The organism is Micromonospora sp. LOL_015 (assembly GCF_048060275.1).
In the GTDB taxonomy this organism is placed as follows: Bacteria; Actinomycetota; Actinomycetes; order Mycobacteriales; family Micromonosporaceae; genus Micromonospora_E.
In genome coordinates this window covers 15891-33188 of sequence record NZ_JBHMIO010000021.1, presented here as the reverse complement: position 1 = coordinate 33188, position 17298 = coordinate 15891, and the positions used below count along the sequence as shown (strand labels likewise).

General features: G+C 71.4%; 20 protein-coding genes and 1 pseudogene. 11 read left to right on the top strand and 10 right to left on the bottom strand.

Annotation, left to right across the window (positions count from 1 at the left end):
• Nucleotides 1–14 precede the first annotated feature (14 nt).
• On the top strand, nt 15–461 hold the full coding sequence (locus tag ACFHWU_RS17735) for a preprotein translocase subunit TatB (RefSeq protein ID WP_416591083.1): 447 nt from the start codon (nt 15–17) through the stop codon (nt 459–461).
• Between the two features lie 28 nt (nt 462–489).
• On the opposite strand, the gene ACFHWU_RS17730 is transcribed toward ACFHWU_RS17735, so the two are convergent.
• Genes ACFHWU_RS17730 through ACFHWU_RS17720 form a run of 3 tightly spaced genes read right to left on the bottom strand, consistent with a single transcriptional unit; the run spans nt 490 to nt 3516 of the window.
• On the bottom strand, nt 490–1638 hold the full coding sequence (locus ACFHWU_RS17730; RefSeq protein WP_416556227.1) for a P-loop NTPase: 1149 nt from the start codon (nt 1636–1638) through the stop codon (nt 490–492).
• Nucleotides 1639–1676: 38 nt separating this feature from the next.
• Nucleotides 1677–2258, bottom strand: coding sequence for a DUF1003 domain-containing protein (locus tag ACFHWU_RS17725; protein WP_416591082.1), 582 nt, complete (start codon nt 2256–2258; stop codon nt 1677–1679).
• On the bottom strand, nt 2251–3516 hold the full coding sequence (locus ACFHWU_RS17720) for a magnesium transporter MgtE N-terminal domain-containing protein (RefSeq protein WP_278171595.1): 1266 nt from the start codon (nt 3514–3516) through the stop codon (nt 2251–2253). Before ACFHWU_RS17720 ends, ACFHWU_RS17725 begins: the two co-directional genes overlap by 8 nt.
• Before the next feature lie 32 nt (nt 3517–3548).
• Between ACFHWU_RS17720 and ACFHWU_RS17715 the strand changes: the two genes are divergently transcribed.
• The gene (locus tag ACFHWU_RS17715; RefSeq protein WP_416556225.1) at nt 3549–4445 is read left to right on the top strand and encodes a PhzF family phenazine biosynthesis protein; all 897 of its coding nucleotides are present in this window, start codon (nt 3549–3551) and stop codon (nt 4443–4445) included.
• 52 nt (nt 4446–4497) lie between these two features.
• Here the strand turns inward: ACFHWU_RS17715 and ACFHWU_RS17710 are convergent, their stop codons facing one another.
• Complete coding sequence (locus ACFHWU_RS17710) at nt 4498–5013, bottom strand: hypothetical protein (RefSeq protein WP_416556224.1); 516 nt, start codon at nt 5011–5013, stop codon at nt 4498–4500.
• A 125-nt stretch (nt 5014–5138) separates the two neighbouring features.
• Here ACFHWU_RS17710 and ACFHWU_RS17705 point away from each other — a divergent pair, with 125 nt between their 5' ends.
• Nucleotides 5139–6095 (top strand): DMT family transporter, encoded by a 957-nt coding sequence (locus tag ACFHWU_RS17705; RefSeq protein ID WP_416556223.1) that lies wholly within the window; start codon nt 5139–5141, stop codon nt 6093–6095.
• Between the two features lie 112 nt (nt 6096–6207).
• On the opposite strand, the gene ACFHWU_RS17700 is transcribed toward ACFHWU_RS17705, so the two are convergent.
• Together ACFHWU_RS17700 and ACFHWU_RS17695 are read right to left on the bottom strand one after the other, a co-directional pair.
• A complete protein-coding gene (locus ACFHWU_RS17700; protein ID WP_416556222.1) occupies nt 6208–6669 on the bottom strand; it encodes a DUF4190 domain-containing protein in 462 nt (153 codons plus the stop codon).
• A 30-nt stretch (nt 6670–6699) separates the two neighbouring features.
• Nucleotides 6700–7179 (bottom strand): DUF4190 domain-containing protein, encoded by a 480-nt coding sequence (locus ACFHWU_RS17695; protein WP_416556221.1) that lies wholly within the window; start codon nt 7177–7179, stop codon nt 6700–6702.
• Nucleotides 7180–7290: 111 nt separating this feature from the next.
• Here ACFHWU_RS17695 and ACFHWU_RS17690 point away from each other — a divergent pair, with 111 nt between their 5' ends.
• Complete coding sequence (locus ACFHWU_RS17690) at nt 7291–8241, top strand: SDR family NAD(P)-dependent oxidoreductase (protein ID WP_416591081.1); 951 nt, start codon at nt 7291–7293, stop codon at nt 8239–8241.
• 8 nt (nt 8242–8249) lie between these two features.
• Here ACFHWU_RS17690 and ACFHWU_RS17685 read toward each other — a convergent pair.
• The 3 genes and pseudogenes from ACFHWU_RS17685 to ACFHWU_RS17675 form a co-directional block, all read right to left on the bottom strand.
• Nucleotides 8250–8477, bottom strand: a pseudogene (locus ACFHWU_RS17685) (CoA-binding protein); the annotation flags it as partial.
• A gap of 30 nt (nt 8478–8507) precedes the next feature.
• The gene (locus ACFHWU_RS17680; protein ID WP_416556219.1) at nt 8508–9536 is read right to left on the bottom strand and encodes an Rv2578c family radical SAM protein; all 1029 of its coding nucleotides are present in this window, start codon (nt 9534–9536) and stop codon (nt 8508–8510) included.
• Between the two features lie 49 nt (nt 9537–9585).
• Nucleotides 9586–10617, bottom strand: a complete 1032-nt coding sequence (locus ACFHWU_RS17675) for a LacI family DNA-binding transcriptional regulator (RefSeq protein ID WP_416556218.1) — start codon at nt 10615–10617, stop codon at nt 9586–9588.
• Nucleotides 10618–10921: 304 nt separating this feature from the next.
• Between ACFHWU_RS17675 and ACFHWU_RS17670 the strand changes: the two genes are divergently transcribed.
• Together ACFHWU_RS17670 and ACFHWU_RS17665 are read left to right on the top strand one after the other, a co-directional pair.
• Nucleotides 10922–12094 (top strand): Gfo/Idh/MocA family protein, encoded by a 1173-nt coding sequence (locus ACFHWU_RS17670; RefSeq protein WP_416556217.1) that lies wholly within the window; start codon nt 10922–10924, stop codon nt 12092–12094.
• 91 nt (nt 12095–12185) lie between these two features.
• Nucleotides 12186–12944 (top strand): sugar phosphate isomerase/epimerase family protein, encoded by a 759-nt coding sequence (locus ACFHWU_RS17665; RefSeq protein WP_416556284.1) that lies wholly within the window; start codon nt 12186–12188, stop codon nt 12942–12944.
• 20 nt (nt 12945–12964) lie between these two features.
• On the opposite strand, the gene trxA is transcribed toward ACFHWU_RS17665, so the two are convergent.
• Entirely contained in the window at nt 12965–13327 is a 363-nt protein-coding gene (trxA, locus tag ACFHWU_RS17660) for a thioredoxin (RefSeq protein WP_416556216.1), read from the bottom strand.
• A 577-nt stretch (nt 13328–13904) separates the two neighbouring features.
• Between trxA and ACFHWU_RS17655 the strand changes: the two genes are divergently transcribed.
• From ACFHWU_RS17655 to ACFHWU_RS17635, 5 genes are all read left to right on the top strand, one after another.
• Nucleotides 13905–14546, top strand: coding sequence for a TrmH family RNA methyltransferase (locus tag ACFHWU_RS17655; RefSeq protein ID WP_416591097.1), 642 nt, complete (start codon nt 13905–13907; stop codon nt 14544–14546).
• Nucleotides 14547–14706: 160 nt separating this feature from the next.
• On the top strand, nt 14707–15405 hold the full coding sequence (locus ACFHWU_RS17650; protein WP_416568448.1) for a DUF6758 family protein: 699 nt from the start codon (nt 14707–14709) through the stop codon (nt 15403–15405).
• 106 nt (nt 15406–15511) lie between these two features.
• Nucleotides 15512–15670, top strand: a complete 159-nt coding sequence (locus ACFHWU_RS17645; RefSeq protein WP_199757972.1) for a hypothetical protein — start codon at nt 15512–15514, stop codon at nt 15668–15670.
• Nucleotides 15671–15676: 6 nt separating this feature from the next.
• Complete coding sequence (locus tag ACFHWU_RS17640; RefSeq protein ID WP_416556215.1) at nt 15677–16549, top strand: PH domain-containing protein; 873 nt, start codon at nt 15677–15679, stop codon at nt 16547–16549.
• 103 nt (nt 16550–16652) lie between these two features.
• Nucleotides 16653–17291 (top strand): SigE family RNA polymerase sigma factor, encoded by a 639-nt coding sequence (locus tag ACFHWU_RS17635; RefSeq protein WP_416556214.1) that lies wholly within the window; start codon nt 16653–16655, stop codon nt 17289–17291.
• The last annotated feature ends 7 nt before the right edge of the window (nt 17292–17298 follow it).

Genomic DNA, 17298 nt, shown 5'->3' with positions numbered 1-17298 from the left:
GGGAGGCCCGGCGCATGTTCGACAACCTGAACTGGTGGGAGATCGGTCTGCTCCTGCTGCTCGCTTTGTTGATCTTCGGTGACCGGTTACCGCAGGTCATCTCCGACGGCCTGCGGATGCTGCGCAATCTGCGCAACATGGCCCGCAACGCGACCTCCGACCTCGGCCGCGAACTGGGCACCGACATCCAGCTCGAGGATCTGCACCCCAAGGCGTTCATCCGCAAGCACCTGCTCAGCGAGGAGGACGAGGCCGCGCTGCGCAAGCCGTTGCAGGGCGTCTACGACGACCTGCGTTCCGACGTCAGCGGGGTCCGCGACGAGCTGCGTGAGGTCGCCGACGCGGCCGATCTGAAGTCCGCCGCGAAGCCGACGACGGTGACCGGTGGCGCCAGCAGGTCAGCTGTCCCGACCAGCCCGGCCGCCGTCCCGCCCAAGCCGTTGGACGCCGACGCCACCTGACGGTTATCAGCCGGACGCCACCTGACGGTCAGCCGGCGGACGGTCGCAGGCCCAAGGGCTTGCCCAGCAGCGACTCGCGGCGGACCGCGAGCCGGTCGGCGACCGCGTCGAGCGCCCGGGCCGCCGGGGCCGGGGGATCGGCCAGCACGATCGGGGTGCCGCGGTCACCGGTCTCCCGTACCCGGGTGTCCAGCGGAATCTGGCCGAGCAGCGGCACCTGGGCGCCGACGGTGCGGGTCAGCGACTCGGCGACAGTGCCGCCGCCGCCGCTGCCGAAAATCTCCATCCGCTCTCCGGTGGGCAGCTCCAGCCAGGACATGTTCTCGACCACGCCGACCAGCCGCTGGTGGGTTTGCAGAGCGATGGCGCCGGCCCGTTCGGCCACCTCAGCGGCGGCCGCCTGCGGCGTGGTCACCACCAGGATCTCGGCGTTGGGCAGCAGCTGGGCCAGGGAGATCGCCACGTCCCCGGTGCCCGGCGGCAGGTCCAGCAGCAGCACGTCCAGGTCGCCCCAGTAAACGTCGGCGAGGAACTGCTGCAGCGCCCGGTGCAGCATCGGCCCACGCCAGACCACCGCCGCGTTGCCGGCGGTGAACATGCCGATCGAGATGACCTTCACGCCGTGCGACTGCGGCGGCATGATCATTTCCTCGACCCGGGTCGGCCGTCCCTCCGCACCGAGCATCCGGGGCACCGAATGTCCGTAGATGTCGGCGTCGATCACCCCGACCGACAGCCCGCGCGCGGCGAGCGCGGCCGCCAAATTCACCGTCACGCTGGACTTGCCGACCCCACCCTTGCCGCTGGCCACCGCGTACACCCGGGTGCGGGACCCGGGCTGGGCGAACGGGATGACCGGTTCGGCGCCGGCGGAACCGCCGCGCAGCTGCTCCTGCAGCGACTTGCGCTGCTCCGGGCTCATCACCCCGAAGTCGACGTCCACCCCGGTGACGCCGGGCACCCGGGTCACCGCCTCGGTGATGTCGGTGCGAAGTTTGTCCTTCAACGGGCAGCCGGCGACCGTCAGCAACAGCTCGACCCGTACCCGGCCGGCGGCGTCGACCGTCGCGGAGCGCACCATGCCGAGCTCGGTGATGGGGCGGCGGATCTCCGGGTCGTTGACCGTGGCCAGGGCGGCGTTGATGGCATCGTTGACGGTGCTGGTCGGTGCGGACATGCTCGCCATGCTACGTCGCGTGTGCAGGTCACCGCCGATCACTGTCCGGGCGGCCGCGGTCCCTTCGACGGCAGGTCCGGTCGGCTGTCCGGCGGCTGAGGCCCCTCCACCGGGCGGCGGTCCAGCCGGTGCCGGCGGTACGCCTGCTCGTCGAGCTCCTCGGCCAGCCGGCTCAGCTCCGACCGCAGGAAGTCCCGGGTGGCCACCTCACCGACCGCCACCCGCAGCGACGCGATCTCCCGGGCCAGGTACTCGGTGTCCGCCTTCTGCATCGCGGCCCGCCGCCGGTCCTCGTCCAGGGAGAGCCGGTCCCGGTCCGCCTGCCGGTTCTGCGCGAGCAGGATCAGCGGCGCCGCGTACGACGCCTGCACCGACAGCAACAGGGTCAGGAACGTGAAGGTGTACGGGTCGAAGCGCAGACTCGCCGGGGCGAGGGTGTTCCAGGCGATCCAGCCGACCACCGCCACGGTCATGTAGACGAGGAACCGGGCGGTACCCATGAACCGGGCGATCGCCTCGGCCCACTGTCCGAACGCCTCCGGGTCGTAGCGGGGCAGCGAGATCCGTCCCGGTTCGCGGGGCTGGTCCAGCCGGCCGGTGCTCCGGCGCAGGTCAGCCATGCCCGTCCCCACCCTCCAGCGGTGTGTCCCGGTCCCGCCAGTCCGGCGGCAGCGAGTGGTCCAGCACGTCGTCCACGGTCACCGCGCCGACCAGCCGGTTCGCCGGATCGACCACCGGCATCGCGACCAGGTCGTAGGTGGCCATCCGGCGGGTGATCTCCAACAGCGGAGTCTCCGGCTGCAACGGGTCGATACCGCTGTCCACCACTCCGCCGAGCAGCTCCGCCGGCGGCTCCCGCAGCAGCCGCTGGAAGTGCACCACACCCAGGTACTTACCGGTCGGGGTGGCCATCGGCGCCCGCGCGACGAAGACCTGGGCGGCGATCGCCGGCGGCAGCTGCGGCTCCCGGATCCGGGCCAGCGCCTCGGCGACCGTGGCGTCCGGGGTCAGGATGACCGGCTCGGAGGTCATCACGCTACCGGCGGTTCCCGCCTGGTACTGCAGCAGCTGGCGTACCGAGTCAGCTTCGTCCGGCTCCATCAGGTCCAGCAGCACGTCCTGCTCCGGTGGCGGCAACTCGGCCAACAGATCCGCCGCGTCGTCCGGGTCCATCTCCTCCAGCACGTCGGCGGCGCGTTCCCGGTCCAGGGCGGTCAGGATCGACACCTGGTCGTGTTCGGGCAGCTCCTCCAGCACGTCGGCGAGCCGTTCGTCGTCCAGCGCCGCGGCGATCTCCTGCCGTCGGCTGTCCGGCAGATCCTGCAGAGCGTTCGCCAGGTCCGCCGCGCGCATCTGGTCGAGTACGGAGAGCAGCCCGGCCGTGCCCTGGGTGTCCGGCAGCCCGATCAGCCCGCGCACCCGGTGCCAGTCGAGCTGGTGCAGGTGACCGCGTCGGGTCAGCCGTCCGGTGATCTCCCGGACCGCGACCCGGGTCAACGACCACTCGCCGACCCGGTTCGCCTCCATGGCGACGTCCACCACCGAACCGGGCTGGTCCTCGGGATCGAACCGGACCCGCCGGTCCAGCAGGTCCTCCAGCACCAGCAACTCGTTCGGCCGTTTCTCGAACCGCCGCAGGTTCAAAGTGCCGGTGCTGAGCAGCACCGACTCCGGGTCGATCGCGGTCACCCGGCCCATCGGAAGGAAGATCCGCCGACGCATCGGCATTTCCGCTACCAGTCCGACCACCTGAGGTGGCCGGTTGGTGGTTCGCAGCCGTACCACCGCGTCCCGGACCCGCCCGACCTGGTCGCCGTTGGGGTCGAAGACGGCGAGCCCGGCAAGCCGGGCGACGTACACCCTGGTCGCCGTAGTCACGGCCACAGCGTACGGGCCGTAGGGTTTGTTCCATGTCCAGCCTCGGGTACGAGATCGTCGACGTCTTCACTGACCGGCCGTTCACCGGGAATCCGCTCGCCGTGGTGTTCGGTGCCGATGCGCTGGCCGTCGACCAGATGCAGTCGATCGCGCGGGAGTTCAACCTGTCCGAGACGGTGTTCGTCCTACCGCCCGGCACCCCGGACGCCAGCTACCGGGTGAGGATCTTCACACCGGAGAAGGAACTACCGTTCGCCGGGCATCCGAGCATCGGTGCGGCGGTCACCGCCGGCCGGCGAGGTCTGGTGAAAGCCGGGATGGTGACCCAGCAGTGCGGCGCCGGGTTGCTACCGGTCGAGCTGACCGAGCACGGGTACGCCACACTGCGCGGCGGCGAGCCGACTCTCGGGACACCGGTCGACCCGGCCCCGCTGCTGGCTGCGGTCGGCCTGACCGCGCAGGACCACGCCGGTCCGGCACCCCGCCGGGCCGGCTCCGGTCTGGAGTTCGACTACCTGTGCGTACGTCCCGATGCTCTGGCCCGGGCCAGGCTGGACGCGGCGGCTGCGGCCCGGGGCGGCGTCGGGATGGTCAGCGTGCTCACCTGGACGATGGCCGGCTCCCCGGCGGGGGAGCCGGAGCGGTCGACGGCGCACTGCCGGGTCTTCTGCCCGGGAGCCGGGGTGACCGAGGACCCGGCTACCGGGTCCGCCGCCCTCGGCCTCGGCGTCTGGGCAGTGGGCAGCGGTCTGCTGCCGGCCAACGGGCAGTCACGGTATCTCGTCCGGCAGGGGGCCGAGCTGGGCCGCCCATCGATGTTGGACTGTACGGTGACCGCGCTGGGCGGCCGGGCGCGGAGCGCGACCGTCGCCGGTCAGGTGGTGCCGATAGCCAGCGGGCAGATCGCCGTACCGCCGTTTGTCGGCTGACCGTCGACCCGGCGCGGGCCGCCCGGTTGTCCGGATCGCGGCCTGGCGTGCTTCAGCGTCGGCGGACCCGGTGCAGGCGGAACGGACGACGGGTCGGCCGGGTGACCGTGCTGGGGCGGGGCGGCGCGGCGAGCGATCCGTCCGGCAGTGACGCACCGGCCGCCACCGGCGGACCGGCCGGGGCCAGGCGGTACAGCTGGCACTCGTCGGCCCACCGCCGCACCAGGTCGGCCGGGTTGCCCGGGGCGTTCAGCCGCTTGGCGGCCACCTGGGCCGCGATCGACTCCCAGCCGGGGTCGGCCGGCTCGATCAAGGTCACCTCAGCGGGCCAGGACACGATCCGGCCGCCGTGATCGCCCCGCAGCGTCACCGTCGCCGGTACGCCGGCCGCCAGCCCGGCGGCGGACTGCTCGCCGGTACCGGTCACCACGTGCAACGAGCCGTCGGCCGGCACGCACCACAGGGCGCGGGCGGGCGCGCCGTCGACCGAGACCCACGCGACCGCGGCCTTCTTACCGGCTTCGTCAACCAGTGGGGCGGGCCCGCCGGTTTCTGCTGGGTCGGTCATGTCGACCATCCTGCCGTAGTCCCGGCGCGGTGTCGCGCCGGAGCCGGTCCGCAAGGTGACGCGGTGGCCGGTCGACGCGGTCCCGGTGCATGGACCCGGTCGGTGGTCTGTGAGGATCAGACCCCGTGTCCTCCGGTGCCCACCCCTCCGGTCCGGGCGGCCGGGGTGAGCTGCTCGCCACCGGTGCCACCGCGATCGCCGTACTCGCCGTGTCCACCTCGGCGCCGCTGATCGCCTTCGCCGCCGCGCCCGCCCTCGCCGTCGCCTTCTGGCGCAACGTGCTGGCCACCGGTGCGGTCGCGCCCTTCGTACTGGCCCGGCGCAGGCCCGAGTTGCGGGTGCTGGCCCGACCGGGCGGCCGTAGCCAGGCCGGCTGGAGCGCGTTGGCCGGTGTCGCGCTCGCCGCGCACTTCGGTACCTGGATGCCGAGCGCACAGCTCACCTCGGTGGCGACCGCAACCGCGCTGGTCGCCACCCAGCCGGTCTGGCAGGGCCTGATCGCCCTGGCTCAGGGCCGGCGACTGCCACTGATCACCTGGGGCGGGATCGGTCTCGCGGTGCTCGGCGCGGTGCTCGCCACCGGGGCCGACGTCGGGTTCGACGCGCAGGCGGTCCTCGGTGACCTGCTGGCCCTGGCCGGGGCGGTCTTCGCCGCCTGCTACACCGCGCTCGGCGAGCAGGCCCGGCAGACGATCAGCACCACCACGTACACCACGATCTGTTACGGGGTCTGCGCCGGCGTGCTGCTCGTGGTCTGCCTGGCTGGCGGGATCCAACTGACCGGGTTCCCCGGCTCGGCCTGGTTGGCGGTCCTCGGCCTGGTGGTCGGTGCCCAACTGCTCGGCCATTCGATGTTCAGCTACGCCCTGCACAAGATCCCCGCGACCACCGTCAGTGTGCTCATCCTGCTGGAGGTGCCCGGTGCCGCGCTGATCGCCTGGCTGTGGTTGGGCCAGGTGCCCCGTACCGCCGTGTTGCCCGGGCTCGGGCTGTTGCTGGTCGGTGTCGCGGTGGTCGTTCTCGGTGGGACCCGCAGCCGCACGCCGCCGCCGCTGCCGCCGGAGGCCGGTCCACCGGCCTGACCCGGACCTCGCCCGCGCACCGCCCTGCCCGACGGCGCGGCCGTCTGACCGGGCGGTGCGCCGATGGACCGCTGTCTGACCGGATCGCTGCCCGACGGCGCGGCCGCCAAGCTCAGAAGCCGGCCGTGGTGCTGTTGAGCATGGTGATGATGAATCCGAAGTAGACCACCATGAACAGTGCCATCAGCACCCCGAAGCCGACCCCGCACCAGCCGATGATCACGCCGGCCTGGGCGAGCCCGTCGCCCTGCTGGCCGGTCCGGCGAATCTCGTCGCGGGCCCGGCGCCCGAGGTAGACCGCGACCCCACCGAGTAGCGGGCAGCTGAACAGGCTGACCAGCGACACGATGAACGACGCGAGTGCCATGCTGTTCGTCGGTTGCGGCGCGGCGTAGCCGTACGGGTACCCGCCGTACTGGTATCCGCCGGCCGGATTGCCCGGTGGCGGGTACTGGCCCGGCGGCGGTAGCTCGCCGAGTGGCGGTTGTCCGCTGGCCGGTGCCGGCCCGGCGCCGGCCGACGGGGACTGCGGTGATGGCGGGCGGATCTGGCCGCCGGCGTCTGGCTCCTTCACCCGGATCTCCTTCTGTGGGCCCGGCTGCTGCTAGCTCTGGCTGATGCTGGCTGCGATCGCGATCGTGACGAGAACCGCCCCGGCCAGCCCGAGACCGAAGGCGATCCAGCCGGTGATCACCCCGGCCAGTGCCATCCCGTCGCCCTGCTCCGGACGACCCTGTTCGGTTGCGGTGCGGATCTGATGCCGGGCGGAGTGCCCGAGCAACGCGCCGACGATGCCGATCAATCCGGGCACCAGGTAGCCGCACAGTCCGACGATGCCGAGGACGCCGAGGACCAGCGCGGCGATCGCCCGGCCGTTCATCGGCATCGGGGCGGGCGGCGGATACGGGTAGCCCGGCGCGGCGTACCCGGCTGGCGGGTAGCCGGGCGCCGGGTAGCCGGCCGGCGACTGGCCGGGTACGCCGTACCCGGCCAGCTGCTGGCCGGGCGCCGGGTAGCCGGCCGGCGGCTGGTGGCTCGGCCAGGACGGATCGCTCCAGTTGCCCGGCTGCTGGGGTTGGCTCATCGGCGGTGGTCTCTCTGCGGGAGGGTTCGCCCGATCAGAGTAGTCGGTACTGGCGAACTGCTCACGGGCAGCGTCGTTGCCCGCGACGGCACCAGCAGGCAGGATCAGCCCATGGTTTCTGACGTACGAGCCGTGGTCGGCAGCGCTGGACAGGACGCCGGCCCAAACCAGTCCCCGGTCGCTACCCCGCGCCCCGGACCGGATCAGCGGTCAACCGCCGTCCCGTCCAGTCCGGACCGGGACGGAACCGATACGGACCGGACGGCTCCGGACCGGGCGGCCGGGCCGGCACCCGAGCTCGGCACGTTTCGTCTGGGCGGCCGGGTCGCACTGGTGACCGGTGCCGGCAGCTCGGACGGGATCGGCTACGCCACGGCCCGAAGACTCGGCGAGCTCGGTGCCCGGGTGGCGATCGTCTCCACCACGCGGCGGATCCACGAGCGGGCGGCGGAGCTCGGCGCGACCGGGTTCGTCGCGGACCTGACCGACGAGGCCGAGGTCGGCGCGTTGGCGGACGCAGTGTCCGAACAGTTGGGCGACGTGGAGGTACTGGTCAACAACGCAGGACTGGCCAGTCGGGCCAGCCCGGAGGTGCTGCGGCCGGTGGCCCAGCTCACCTTCGAGGAGTGGCGGGCGGAGATCGACCGCAACCTCACCACCGCGTTCCTGTGCAGCCGGGCCTTCATCGGTGGGATGTCGGAGCGTGGCTGGGGCCGGATCGTCAACCTGGCAGCCACCGCCGGGCCGGTCAACGCACTGCCCACCGAGGCGGGGTACGCGGCCGCGAAGGCCGGCGTGGTCGGGCTCACCCGGGCGCTGGCGATGGAGATGGTGGCCGACGGCGTGACCGTCAACGCGGTCGCACCGGGCACGATCTACACGGCCGCGTCGACGGTCACCGAGCTCAAGCAGGGCATGGGTACGCCGATCGGCCGTCCCGGCGCCCCAGACGAGGTGGCCGCCGCCATCGCCTTCTTCTGCTCGCCGGCCGCCTCCTACATCACCGGCCAGATGCTCGTCGTCGACGGTGGCAACAGCGTTCGGGAGGCCGAGTACCGCTGATCGGGGCAGCCGGCCCGGGTGAGGTTACCGAGGGCCCGTTCGACGGCCGTGCACCGGTCCTCGACGTAGTCGATGCCGGCCGCGGCGGCGATGTCGCGGGCGACCGGCGAGGCGATCCCGCTCTGCAGCCACACGGCGGGGGCACCGATTCGCACCGCGGCACGCACCACCTCGACGGCCTCCGGTACCGGCCGGAAGACGTTGACCAGATCGACCGGTACATCGAGGTCGGCCAGGATCTGCTGCGGAGTCCTCACCCGTCGAGCCTAGTTCCCGGTGGCACCGCCCGCCTCGTCGAGCCGCCGGGCGGCACCCGGGCCCGTGGGGGACAGGCCGTGCCGGCGAGCGGCCATCCGCACCCGGCCCACGACCTCCCGCTGGTACGCCTGCGGCAGGTAGGACCCGGAGCGGAACAACGCACGGTAACGCGGGACGAGATCGGGGCGGGTCCGGCCGAGCCAGGCGGCGTACCACTCGCGGGCGCCGGGGCGCAGATGCAGCGGCAGTGGGGTGACGCTGACCGCGCCGGCCCGGGCGATCGCGCCGACGGTGGCCTCGATCGACTCCGCGTCGTCGGTCAGCCCGGGCAGGATCGGCGCCATCAGCACCCCGACGTCGAAGCCGGCGTCGGTCAACGCGCGGACCGTGTCGAGTCGTCGGGACGGGCTCGGCGCGCCGGGCTCGACCGCCCGCCACAGGGGCTCGTCGACGAACCCGACCGACATGGCCAGGCTGACCCGGGTGACCTGGGCGGCCCGGCGCAGCAGCGGCAGATCCCGCAGGATCAACGTGCCCTTGGTGAGGATGGAGAACGGATTGGCGGCGGCACTCAGGGCGTCGATGATCCCGGGCATCAGCCGGTAGCGTCCCTCGGCGCGTTGGTAGCAGTCGACGTTGGTGCCCATCGCGATCGGCCCGCCCGACCAACTGGGCGCGGCCAGCTCCCGGCGGAGCAGCGCCGCGGCGTTGACCTTCACGACGATCTTCGTGTCGAAGTCGAGGCCGGCGTCGAGGTCCAGGTAGGTGTGGGTGTTGCGGGCGAAGCAGTATGTGCAGGCGTGGCCGCAGCCGCGGTACGGGTTGACCGTCCACTCGAACGGCACGCGGCCGGAGCCGCGTACCCGGTTGATGATTGACCGGGCGTGAATCTCGTAAAAGGTCATCCCGGCGAAGCCGGGCGTGTCGAAGGTGCGCTGCGCGGCCTCGGGCAGCGCCAGCGGCAGGGGCGGGGCCGCCGGCGCTGCCCCGGAAGGGACCTGCTGGTCGGGGGGTGCCGACAAGGGGTCCCAACGCATGGCCACCATTCGAACATACGTACGAAGCTGGAGCAAGTCGGCGCGCCGGTCAGATCACACCCGTCCGGGGCGGCCCGGCGCTGTCCCGGCGGACGAGCTCGGCGCCGATCTCCTCGATGAGCGGTGGGCGGGCCCCGCCCGGCGACTGCAGCGCCAGCGTCATCGCCCGGGCGCCCATCTCGGCCAGCGGCAGCCGTACGGTGGTCAGCGTCGGCGTCACGTCCCGGGCGACCGGCATGTCGTCGAAGCCGACCACGCTGAACTGGTCGGGTACGACGATGCCGCGGGAGCGCAGCAACGCCAGCACGCCGATCGCCATCGAGTCATTCAGCGCCGCGATCGCGGTCAATCCGGGCTCGGCGTCCAGCAGGCTGGCCGCGGTCGCGGCGCCACTGGCCCGGTCGAAGTCGGCGTACGCCACCCGCCGCGCCGGCAGCTTCTGGCCGTGCTCGCGGGCGGCCCGACGCAGCCCGGCGAGCCGGTCGGTGGTGGTGGTCAGTACCTTCGGCCCGGCGACCACCCCGAAGTCGGTGTGCCCGAGGGAGTAGAGCTCGGCACCGAGCAGGTAGCCGCCCATCTCGTTGTCCGGCACCACGGCGTCGCCGGCGTGCTCGTGCCGACCAATCACCGCCACCCGTCCGCCGGTGCGCTCGTACACCCGCAGCTTGCTGGCGAGCGTCGCGGTGAACGTCTCGTCGTGGTAGCCGGATCCGGCGAGGACGATCGCCGCCACTTGATGGGCGCGGAGCAGCTCGACGTACTGCAGCTCCTTGTCCGGATCCCGGTAGCTGTTGCAGATGATCACCAGCCGGCCGTGTTCGGTCGCCACCCGCTGCAGGCCGCGGGTGATCTCCGCGAAGTACGGGTCGGACACGTCGTGCACGATGACGCCGATGGCGCTGCGGTGCGACCGGGCCAGCGACTGCGCGTGGGCATTTGGGACGTACTGCAGCTCCTCGACCGCGGCCAGCACCCGCTCGCGCAGCGCTTCGGTGACCGGTTTGCTGCTGCCGTTGATGATCCGCGAGGCGGTGGCCGGGGACACGCCGGCGCGTCTCGCAACATCGGCCAGTGTGGCCACGACCCGCTCCTTTCCCGGGCTCCCGTAGCCGAGTGGGAGCCGGCCAGGCCGGATGCTCGCGGCATTGCGCGCGGTCCGGAATGCTTGCGGTGAGGATAGCGTGACTGGCCGGCGGCCAGCCGGGAAAGCCCTTGCCGAACGCTGCGGAGAGGCAGTAGCGTACGCCGGAAAGCGCTTACCTCGCCCGGGTCCGCCTACCTCGCTGACCTGTGCCACACACCCACGGCTCCCGTCAGCACAACTTTTCGCCAGCACAGCTCGCTAGGACAGATTCCCGCCACCACCACTTCGAAGGAGGCGAGGCATGGCCCGCACCACCATCGGGATCATCCTCAACGGCGTCACCGGTCGGATGGGATACCGGCAGCACCTGGTCCGGTCCCTGCTCGCCATCCGAGACCAGGGTGGACTGTCGCTGGCCGACGGCACCCGGCTGTGGCCGGAACCAGTACTGGTCGGGCGGAACGAGAACAAGTTGCGCGAACTCGCCGACCGGCACGGCCTCACCGAGTGGACTACCGATCTCGCCGCCGCGCTGGCCCGCCCCGACCTGCAGGTCTACTTCGACGCGCAGGTCACCGCGCAGCGGGAGAAGTCGCTGCGGCTGGCGATTGAGGCCGGCAAACACATCTACACCGAGAAGCCCACCGCCGATGATCTGGCTGGTGCGGTCGACCTGGCCCGGCTGGCCGGCGCGGCCGGGATCAAGCACGGCGTCGTGCAGGACAAGCTGTTCCTGCCGGGCCTGCGCAAGCTCGACCGGCTGGTCAAGGGCGGCTTTTTCGGCCGAATCCTGTCGGTACGCGGTGAATTCGGGTACTGGGTGTTCGAGGGGGACTGGCAGCCCGCGCAGCGGCCGTCGTGGAACTACCGGGCGGCGGACGGCGGCGGGATAACTGTGGACATGTTCCCGCACTGGCACTACGTGCTGGAGCAGATCTTCGGCCGAGTGACCTCGGTGACCGCGCAGGTGGCCACCCACGTCGACCGCCGCTGGGACGAGTCAGGCGAGCCATACGACGCCACGGCGGACGACGCCGCGTACGGCATTTTCGAAATCGACCGGCCGGGGCCCGGCGGCGGCCGGATCATCGCCCAGATCAACTCGTCCTGGGCGGTCCGGGTGTACCGCGACGAACTGGTGGAGTTCCAGGTGGACGGCACCGAGGGCAGCGCGGTCGCCGGGTTGCGCAACTGCCGTGTCCAGCACCGCTCGACCACGCCGAAACCAGTCTGGAACCCGGACCTGCCGGTCACCGAGGAGTTCCGTGCGCAGTGGCAGACGGTGCCCGACAACGAGGAGTTCGACAACGGGTTCAAGGCGCAGTGGGAGCTTTTCCTGCGGCACGTCGTCGAGGACGCCCCGTACGGCTGGGACCTGTGGGCCGGCGCGCGCGGGGTGCAGCTCGCTGAGCTGGGCCTGCGGTCGGCGCGCGAGGGCCGGCGGATCGAGGTGCCGGAGCTGACCGGTGAGTGACCCGTTCGCCGGGATCGAGGTACCGGCGGCCGGTGTCGGGCCGGCGCCGCCCCGGTTCGCGCTCAACGCGGCGACCACCCGGCGCTGGCCGATGCCGGAGCTGGTCGCCGGCTGCGTCGCCGCCGGGGTTCGCGGGGTCGGCCTGTGGCGCGAGGAGACCGCCGCGTACGGACTGCGCCGCACCGCCGAACTGTGCCGGGATGCCGGTCTGCCGGTCACCTCGCTGTGCCGGGGCGGCTTCTTCGGCGCGGACGACTGGTACGACGACAACCGGCGCGCCATCGACGAGGCCGCCGAACTCGGTGCCCCGGTCCTGGTGCTGGTCTCGGGCGGCCAGGACGGCCGGGATCTGGATGGTGCCCGGGCCCGGGTCGGTGACGCGGTAGGCCGGCTGGTTCCGTACGCGTTGCAGGCCGGGGTGACCCTGGCGATCGAACCGTTGCATCCGATGTTCTGCGCCGACCGGTGCGTGGTGTCGACGCTCGGCCAGGCGCTGGATCTCGCTGAGCCGTACCCGGCGGAGGCGGTCGGCGTGGTGGTCGACACCTACCATGTGTGGTGGGACGACCAGGTGTGGGCGCAGATCGAGCGGGCCGGTCGGGCCGGTCGGATCGCCTGCTTCCAACTCGCCGACTGGATCACTCCGCTGCCGGCGGGGGTCCTGCTGGGGCGGGGTCTGCCGGGCTCCGGCTGCATCGACCTCGGCAGGTTCGCCACGGCGGTGGACGCGGCCGGCTACACCGGGCCGGTCGAGGTCGAGGTGTTCCACGAGCTGGTGTGGCAGCGACCGGGAGCCCAGGTACTGGCGGCCACGGTTGCGGGCTACCGGTCAGCGGTCGGCGACCGGTAGCCCGCCCTGGCCGTGCACGGTCAGTGGTCGTGCGACGCCAGCTGCTTGCGAACGTCGTCCATGTCCAGCGCCCTGACCTGCTCAATCAGGGACTCCAATGCGGACTCCGGGAGCGCGCCGGGCTGCGCGAAGACGACGACGCCGTCGCGGATGGCCATGATCGTCGGGATCGACCGGATGTCGAACTTGGCGGCGAGCGCCTGCTGTGCCTCGGTGTCCACCTTGCCGAAGGTGATGTCGGTGTGCTTGTCGGATGAGCGCTCGTAGACGGGAGCGAACCGTACGCAGGGTCCGCACCAACTCGCCCAGAAATCCACCAGGACGATGCCGTCGCCGGAGGTTACCTCGTCGAAGTTCTCGGCGGTTAGCTCAGCGGTTGCCATCGATGTCTCCGATCGCCAGATGTGGGGCCGTGATTCCCCGGTCTACCGTGGGAAACCGCTCTGCGTGCTACAGCATTCCCGATCGATACCTCGCGAAACGCGCCAGCTAGCGGTCACTGATAGTGATGGGAGCGTTTCCAGTCGTTTTCGCAGGTGGTGCGCGGTTTTGTCGAACAGTAGCGGGGTGACTAGGATAAACGCCGCTGGCGGTGGATCGGTTGGATCTTCAATTCAACTACGCAGCGTAATATAACAAAACGATAACTGTGACTTCCGTCTCCGCTCCTGCCCTTCCCGAGCCGGGGTGGGTCCGGCAGAATCTCTAGATATCAGAGCGTGGACGGCGGGTGCCGGGGAGGGCCCCGCCGTTCATTGCGTCCAGGCCCGGAAACGAGGCCCGTTCAGCAAGCGCGCGGATGCGAAGTCGGCAGCCCGACGGCGCCCCTGGGCAGTGATGTCCCGCATCCTGGCGCCGGCGACCGGTCCGTAGGCTCTGCAGAGCGTGGAACAGTGGCAGAGCACAGCGCGGTCGGGTCCGCCGGTCGGCGACGGAGTGAATGACGACGCCCGGACCGGCGTGGCGCAGATCGGCGTCGGCCCGTGGCCCGGTGACTGGCCCTCGGACCCGCGTTACGACCCCGAACTGCTCGCCGCCGGGGACCGCCGCAACGTCGTCGACCGTTACCGGTACTGGCGCCGCGAGTCGATCGTCGCCGACCTCGACCAGCGCCGGCACTCGTTTCACGTGGCGATCGAGAACTGGCAGCACGACCTGAACATCGGCACGGTGGTCCGCAACGCGAACGCCTTTCTCGCCGCCGAGGTGCACATCGTCGGGCGGCGTCGGTGGAACCGCCGGGGTGCCATGGTCACCGACCGGTACCAGCACGTCCGCCACCACGTCGATATCGCTGGCCTGCTGGCCTGGGCAGGTCGGCTCCAACTGCCGGTCGTCGGGATCGACAACCTGGCCGGTTCCCGGCCGATCGAGACGGTACGGTTGCCGCGCCGCTGCGTCCTGCTGTTCGGACAGGAGGGCCCCGGTCTGTCCGACGACGCCCGGGCCGGCTGTGAGCTGCTGTTCTCGATCGCCCAGTACGGTTCCACCCGGTCGATCAACGCTGGGGTGGCGAGCGGCATCGCGATGCACGCGTGGATCCAGGCGCACGCCGGGCCGCCGCCGGACCCTGCCGAGACGCCGGCGGCGACCGGGCGGTGACCGCGTCGACCGGGCTGAGGCGGCGTGGATTGGCCGGTAGTGGCGAACGTCCTGGCCAGGTGGGGCGTACCGACCCGCGACAGAGGGAAAGAACAACCGAAAAAGCGGGTTCGCTTGACGGGGGAGCGGCACGGCGAGCAACGTGGGTGGCGTGGGTGTGATGGTGAGCTGTCCTCGTTGCGGAGGCCCGGTGCGGCCGCCCGACCTGATGCACACCGAGTCCCGCTGCGACGGTTGCGGGCCGGTGCCCCCGTTGCACGTCGCCGAGCACATCGGGGCTGAGATCGTCGCGAGTGTGGCGCACCGGCTGCTGGCCACCGCCGGGCCGGGCCGGGCCGGGCCGGTGCCACTGTGGGCGATCTGGCCGCTGCTGGCGGGCTGGACATTGACCGGTGTCGGCTGGGTCGGCGACGACCGGGAGGCGGTCCGGGCGACGGTCACCGCGTTCAGTGGCCCCGCTCCGGTCTCCGGCGGGCCGGCCGATCTGGTGCTGGTCGCCGAGGAGCCCGGGGTGGGTCTGGGCACCCGGTTCGCCGGACTGCCCGGCCCGGACCCCGGGCAGCTACTGACCGGGGTGCTCGGTGACCAGCAGACCACCGCTGGCGGTCCGGGCGGCGGCGGTCCGCACGCCAAGCTGCGGGCTGGCGGACACCCAACTCCCTTGTGGTCGGTTCCGGCCGAGCCGGACCGCTGTGCCTACGTCGGTGAGGCGTGCGGCCGGTGGCTGTACGCAGTGGCCTGGCCGGCGAACGCCGGCTACCTGCTGGCCGAGGAGATCGTCCTGCACGACCTGTCCGAGGAGGTGCCGACCGGGATCGTGTACGGCGCACCGTCGCCGTACCTGCACGGGAAAGCGTGAACACCTTTTCCCACGATCAACTACACCACCGCGGGACGATGGGCTGATATTCTAGTATCGCCGGGACGAGCGTCGCGGCGCGCCACACGGAGGGGGATGGCCCGCAATGGTCAAGAAGGTCCTCACCTGGGGCGGAATCGCGTTCCTGATTTTCTTCGTCGCGTTCCGGCCCGACTCGGCGGCCGACGTGTTCAAGTCGGTGGGCGGCGGCATCGTCGACATTGCGCAGGGGTTCGGCGACTTCTTCACCAGCCTCGTGGCCTAGTCGTCCATGGGCAACCCCTCCGAGCCCCCCGACGCTGACGACGAGGCCGCACGCCGGCGCCGTCAACGCGACACCGAGCCGATTCCGCAGATCCGTCCGGAGGACGGCCCCCACTTCGGTGCGGGGCCGTCCTACGGGGACGGCCCGGCGTACTCGGATGGCCCCGCGTACGCCAGCGGCGCCGGCTACGGCGGCGGCACCCGCCAGGTGCCCGACGAACCGATTATCAGCTACTCGCCGCCGGACATCTCCGCCGACGAACTCGCCGGCCTCCAGGCCGACGCCTCCGGCATGCCGGTGCAGCCACGCCGGGTGCTGCCCCTCGAGGACGAGCCCACCTCGCTGGTCGCGCGGTATCTCTTCCCCACCGAACGCTACCGGGGCGAGTGGAAACGGCACTGGATCCACCTGTCCACCCCACTGCTGATCGGGGTGGTCGCGACCTTCGTCCTCGGCTACCTCTCCGGCTTCCTCGCCGGTCAGGACGTCGGCGGCCTGACCACGGTGGCGGTGCTGCTCTGGCTCGGTGTGCTCGGCTGGGTCGGCTGGAAGATCGCGGACTGGTGGTTCGACCGCTTCATCCTCACCAACAAGCGGGTGATGGTGGTCAACGGCATCGTCACCCGTAACGTGGCGATGATGCCGCTGCTGCGGGTGACCGACATGAAGTACGAGCAGTCACCGCTCGGCCGCTTCCTCAACTACGGCACGTTCATTCTCGAATCGGCCGGCCAGGAGCAGGCGCTGCGCGAGGTCAAGCACCTGCCGAACCCGAACGAGCTCTACCTCCGGGTGGTCGAGGAGATGTACGAGCCGCAGGCTGTCGAGGCACGGTTGAGCAAGGACGAAGCCGCCGCCAAAGCGGAAGACGGAGCGTGACAGCGTCGCGGTTGTGTCCTTCCGCCCGGCCCCACCACCGGTCGGTCCGACCTCGACGGTGTCCTGTTCGGCGTACCGTGTCCGGTGACGGGGGAGGTAGCCGATGACGCCCAGCAACTCCGTGGAGGAGGACTTCCGCGAGTTCGTCGCATCCCGATCCGGGGCGCTGCTGCGTACCGCCTATCTGCTCGCCGGTGACTGGGCGACGGCCGAGGACCTGCTGCAGACCGCGCTGACCAAGACGTACCTGGCCTGGAAGCGGCTCGGCCAGATCGAGGCGGTGGAGCCGTACGCCCGCCGGGTGCTGGTCAACACCGCGACCAGCTGGTGGCGTCGGCGCTGGCACGGTGAACGTCCGACGGAGACGCTGCCGGAACGGGCCGGCCCGGACCTCATCCAACAGCAGCTGGACCGGGACGTCCTCTGGCGCCATGTCAAGGCGTTGCCCGCCCGACAACGTGCTGTGCTGGTGCTGCGCTACTACGAAGACCTTTCCGAGGCCCAGACCGCGGCCCTGTTGAACATCTCACCGGGCACGGTGAAGAGTCAGACCTCCCGGGCGCTCGGCACGCTGCGCAAACGGCTCGCCGCCGAGGAACCACACCTTGTTCCGGCCACAGTCGCCCCGGCCGTCGCCGCATCCCGCTCGGCCCGGCCCGCCGTGGCGGTGCCGACCACCGCCCGTCCGCTGCCGGCACCAGCGCAGGCGGCACCGGTGCGATCCACCAGAGTAGTGGTGTAGCGAACCG